Annotated in this window: 5 protein-coding genes and 2 pseudogenes; 2 read left to right on the plus strand and 5 right to left on the minus strand. The window is 66.4% G+C overall.

The genetic code is table 11. From position 1 onward, the window contains the following. Both HRL41_RS11690 and HRL41_RS11695 read left to right on the plus strand, forming a co-directional pair. A pseudogene (locus HRL41_RS11690) lies at positions 1 to 243 on the plus strand (hypothetical protein); the annotation flags it as partial. A gap of 98 nt (positions 244 to 341) precedes the next feature. Next, on the plus strand, positions 342 to 749 hold the full coding sequence (locus HRL41_RS11695; protein WP_172137175.1) for a NifB/NifX family molybdenum-iron cluster-binding protein: 408 nt from the start codon (positions 342 to 344) through the stop codon (positions 747 to 749). A gap of 146 nt (positions 750 to 895) precedes the next feature. Here the strand turns inward: HRL41_RS11695 and rplT are convergent, their stop codons facing one another. The 5 genes and pseudogenes from rplT to HRL41_RS11720 all read right to left on the minus strand — a co-directional run. After that, positions 896 to 1,249 carry a 50S ribosomal protein L20 gene (gene rplT, locus HRL41_RS11700; protein WP_165051285.1) on the minus strand — a complete coding sequence of 118 codons (354 nt, stop codon included), beginning with the start codon at positions 1,247 to 1,249 and terminating at the stop codon, positions 896 to 898. A gap of 21 nt (positions 1,250 to 1,270) precedes the next feature. Further along, complete coding sequence (gene rpmI / locus HRL41_RS11705; protein WP_165051279.1) at positions 1,271 to 1,468, minus strand: 50S ribosomal protein L35; 198 nt, start codon at positions 1,466 to 1,468, stop codon at positions 1,271 to 1,273. 1 nt (position 1,469) lies between these two features. Then, the gene (gene infC / locus HRL41_RS11710) at positions 1,470 to 2,042 is read right to left on the minus strand and encodes a translation initiation factor IF-3 (protein WP_172137176.1); all 573 of its coding nucleotides are present in this window, start codon (positions 2,040 to 2,042) and stop codon (positions 1,470 to 1,472) included. Between the two features lie 238 nt (positions 2,043 to 2,280). Beyond that, entirely contained in the window at positions 2,281 to 3,429 is a 1,149-nt protein-coding gene (locus tag HRL41_RS11715; protein ID WP_172137177.1) for a histone-lysine N-methyltransferase, read from the minus strand. Positions 3,430 to 3,480: 51 nt separating this feature from the next. Then, positions 3,481 to 3,704, minus strand: a pseudogene (locus tag HRL41_RS11720) (SURF2 Surfeit locus protein 2); the annotation flags it as partial.

A 3,704-nucleotide genomic window follows, 5' to 3' on the forward strand; every position in this document is an offset into this window, starting at 1 on the left:
GGCAAGGCGGCGAAGGGCAGGCGGAAGAAGGCCGCCGGCAAGCCCGCCGCAGCCCCGGCGAAGCCGGCCGGCAAGGCCAAGGCCGCAGGCAAGCCCGAGCGCGCGCCGAAGGGCAAGGCCGCCGGCAAGCCGAAGCCGTCCGGCAAGCCCGCGACGCGCAAGGGCGCGCGCGGCGCGTCTGACCTGCGTCCCGGCCGCGCGCACCGCGCCGTCGTGGCCGAGCAGCGCCGCAAGAGGCGCTAGCAACTGAGCGCTCTAATTTCCCCGCTCACCGCCTCATCGCGCGCCCTGCGACGGGCTGCGAGTATCGTGTAACGCAACAGTTGGGGAAAGGAACGTTCATGAAGATTGCCGTTGCCTGCGACGGGCTCGTCGCCTCGGCGCACGCCGCTCGATGTGACAGCTTCATGTGCTATACCATCGAGCGGGGCATCATCGTCGACTGCAGGAACCTGCCGAACAACGGCATCACGAGCCACGAGGGCGCGCGCCTCATCATCGACCTGGGCTTCGACGCCCTCATCACCTCGGGCATCGACATCGACATGGCCGACGAGCTGTGCGCCGCCGGCGTGGAGGTGGTCGCCGGCGCCGCCGGCGCCTCGCGCGAGGTGGTCCAGTCCTACATCAGCCACACGCTCATGGGAGCCGTGCCGTTCTGCCACGCGGACGAGGACGAGGAGGCCGAGGAGGACATCGAAGCCGCCTTCGCCGCCCTCGAGGAGAAGATGCAGGCCGCGGACGCTTAAGCGTCGTCCAAGCACATGAAGCAGCAGGACCCCGGTCATCAGACCGGGGTCCTGTCATATTAGAAACTCGCTTTGCCGGCCAAAGTCAGCGAGAGCCCCAGCCCGAAGGCCGAGGCTCCCTTCCCGAAGTCTCTTCCGCTCGCGACTTACAGGGCCTTCTTCGCAACCTCGACGATCGCGGTGAAGGCGGCCGGGTCGTTCACGGCCATGTCGGCGAGCACCTTGCGGTCGAGCTCGACGCCGGCCTTCTTGAGGCCGTTCATGAACACGGAGTAGGACAGGCCGTTCAGGCGGGCAGCCGCGTTGATGCGGGTGATCCACAGGCGGCGGATGTCGCGCTTCTTGTTGCGGCGGTCGCGGTACATGTACTGGAGCGAGTGCTGGACCTGCTCTTTCGCGGCACGATAGGAACGGGATTTCGCGCCGTAGTAACCCTTGGCACGATTAAGGACAGTACGACGCTTCTTGCGTGCGTGAACCGAGCGCTTTACACGAGGCATTCTTCAATCACTCCTTTTGAACTAGCGAAGACCGAGGTTGCGAGCCACGACCTTGTTGTCGGCCTTGGCGAGCTCCGTCTCATGGCGGAAGTTGCGCTTGCGCTTCTGGCTCTTCTTGGTCATGATGTGGCTCTTGTAGGCCTTGGCGCGCATGATCTTGCCGGAGCCGGTGACGCGGAAACGCTTGGCGGTGCCGCGATGAGTCTTCATCTTGGGCATGTTATTCGTCCTTCCCTTCTTGCTTTTCGTTTTCCTTCTTCTTCCTTGCCGCAGCGGGCAGAGGAGCGATGAGCATGTGCATGTTGCGGCCCTCCATCTTGGGCTGGTTCTCGATGACCGCAACGTCCTTGAGATCGTCAGCCAGGCGCTCCAGGATGGACAGACCCTGCTCCGGATGCGCCATCTCGCGCCCGCGGAACATGATGGTGATCTTCACCTTGTTGCCGGCGTCGAGGAAACGAAGCACGTGCTTCTTCTTGGTGGTGTAGTCCCCCACGTCGATCTTCGGGCGGAACTTCATTTCCTTGATCTCGATCTTGGTTTGGTTCTTGCGCGCTTGCTTGGCCTTGATGGCTTGATCGTACTTGAACTTGCCGTAGTCCATGATGCGACACACCGGCGGCTCGGCGTTGGGTGCGATCTCCACCAGGTCAAGTCCGGCGCTCTCAGCGATGCGCAGGGCCTGGGACGTGGGGTAGACGCCCATCTGGTTCCCGTCGAAGTCGATCAGACGGCACTCACGCACGGTGATCTCGTCGTTGAGCCGGGGCTCTTGAGCAGCTATCGCGCTCACCTCCTTCTGTGCACGTGCACATAAAAGAACCCGCAGGCGCGATGCGTGCGGGTCGTCATGATGCTGCCACGCGAGGTGGCCTATTCAAACGACCCATCAGCTGCGATCAGCGCCGAAACAGGTGGAGGGAATTCCCTCTCTTGATTAAACAGCTTGAATAGTATAGCGCGCGGCTGATGGTCGCGCAAGTGCGAATCTTCGCCATTTTGCCGGCGGCTTGGGCGGACTCGGGCAGGGCTTAGGCGTTCACGTAGACGTAGATGGTGCGGATGGTGTCGGCGAGGTTGCCCGTGGCGTTGGCCATGGCGTAGTCGTACGAGAGCACGGCCGACCAGGCGTGCGGCGCGCCGTCGATGTCCACCTCGCCGGAGAACGAGCAGTACTCCTTGGTGAGCGTGGTGCCGTCGCTCGCGTAGGTGGAGTAGGCCGTCTTGTCCTCGGGCAGCGTCACCGCGCCGTCGGGCACCTGGACGCCCGCCTCGGCGAGCGTCTTCTCGATGATGTGCTCGTTGCGCACGGCGTCGGAGAAGCTCAGCGATCCGTAGCCGAGCGACGAGGTGGCCGCCGAGTAGCCGGCCTGCACCACCCTGCCCTCCTCGTTGAGGCCCAGGTACACCGTCGGCGTGCCCGAGCGCGTGTCGGCGGGCTCGGCGGTGAGCGCGATGCGCACGTCCTGCTTCACGGGGTTGCCCTCCTCGTTCACCTCGCGTGTGCTCGACACCTGCGCGCCGTGCTGCAGGCGCTCGATAGCCTCGTCCTGCGTGAGGCCGAGCAGCGCGGTGAGGTCAGGAACGGTGGTCTTCTTCGCCGTGGCGGTGGAGGCGTCCTTCGCCGCGGCGTCGCCGTCGATGGCGCTCACCTCCTGCGTGACGTTCTGCGCCTGCTGGGAGGCAGTGGTCTGCACCGTCTGGAGGAGCTGCCAGGCGAGCACGCCGCCTACCGCGAGCAGCACGATGAACACGACGATCACGCCGATGAGGATGCGGCGCATGCGCTTCGACTTGCGCAGGTACTCGGGGATCGGCTCGGGCGCAGGCGCGTCGGGAAGGGGCAGCTCCGGGTCGTCGAACGCGCTCGGAGCGGTCACGGGCTCGGCGGCGGGCTTCGCGTGGCGCGCGTGCTTGCCCGCGTGCCGCGGGGCGCGCTCGGCTTGGGCGGCCTCGGCGAAGGCGGCGGAGCCGGCGAGGCCGCCGTCTGCGGAGTCGTCCGCGAAGCCGTCTGAGAAGTCGGCGCCGCCTTGCGGCTCCGGGGAGTCGAACGGGTCGGTGGGCACCGCGCCGTCGAAGTAATCGTCAGCCTCAACGGGCGAGAACGCCCTCGTCAGGCCGATGGCGTTGCCCTCGCCGTCGTCGAAGGGGTCATGGCTCTCATGGTGGCGTCGCGGCATGCGGCATCTCCTATCTCGTGCGGTGCTCAAAGCGAAGGGCCCGGCGCGCGGCTAGGCCAGAAAGTTCCAGAGGACGAAGGCCGCGATGCCGAGCACGGCGAGCGCGATGACGACCTTCTGCGCCGTGGGCATCTTCGAGCTCTCGAGGTCCTCGAGCGTGGTGGCGCGGTAGCCGTCCTCGCGCGCGGCGGGCGCGGGGGCGGGCTTGGGCGCCGTCGCGGGCTCGGGAGCGGACGCGGCAGGTGCGGCGGCGCGGGCGGGCTGCGCCTGCGGCT

The sequence above is a fragment of the Adlercreutzia sp. ZJ473 genome (assembly GCF_013185065.1).
Taxonomy (GTDB): Bacteria; Actinomycetota; Coriobacteriia; order Coriobacteriales; family Eggerthellaceae; genus CAAEEV01.

Coding starts and splice junctions, on each gene's coding strand:
- HRL41_RS11695 (WP_172137175.1), top strand. CDS start 342: ATGAAGATTGCCGTTGCCTGCGACGGGCTCGTCGCCTCGGCGCACGCC.
- rplT (WP_165051285.1), bottom strand. CDS start 1,249: ATGCCTCGTGTAAAGCGCTCGGTTCACGCACGCAAGAAGCGTCGTACT.
- rpmI (WP_165051279.1), bottom strand. CDS start 1,468: ATGCCCAAGATGAAGACTCATCGCGGCACCGCCAAGCGTTTCCGCGTC.
- HRL41_RS11715 (WP_172137177.1), bottom strand. CDS start 3,429: ATGCCGCGACGCCACCATGAGAGCCATGACCCCTTCGACGACGGCGAG.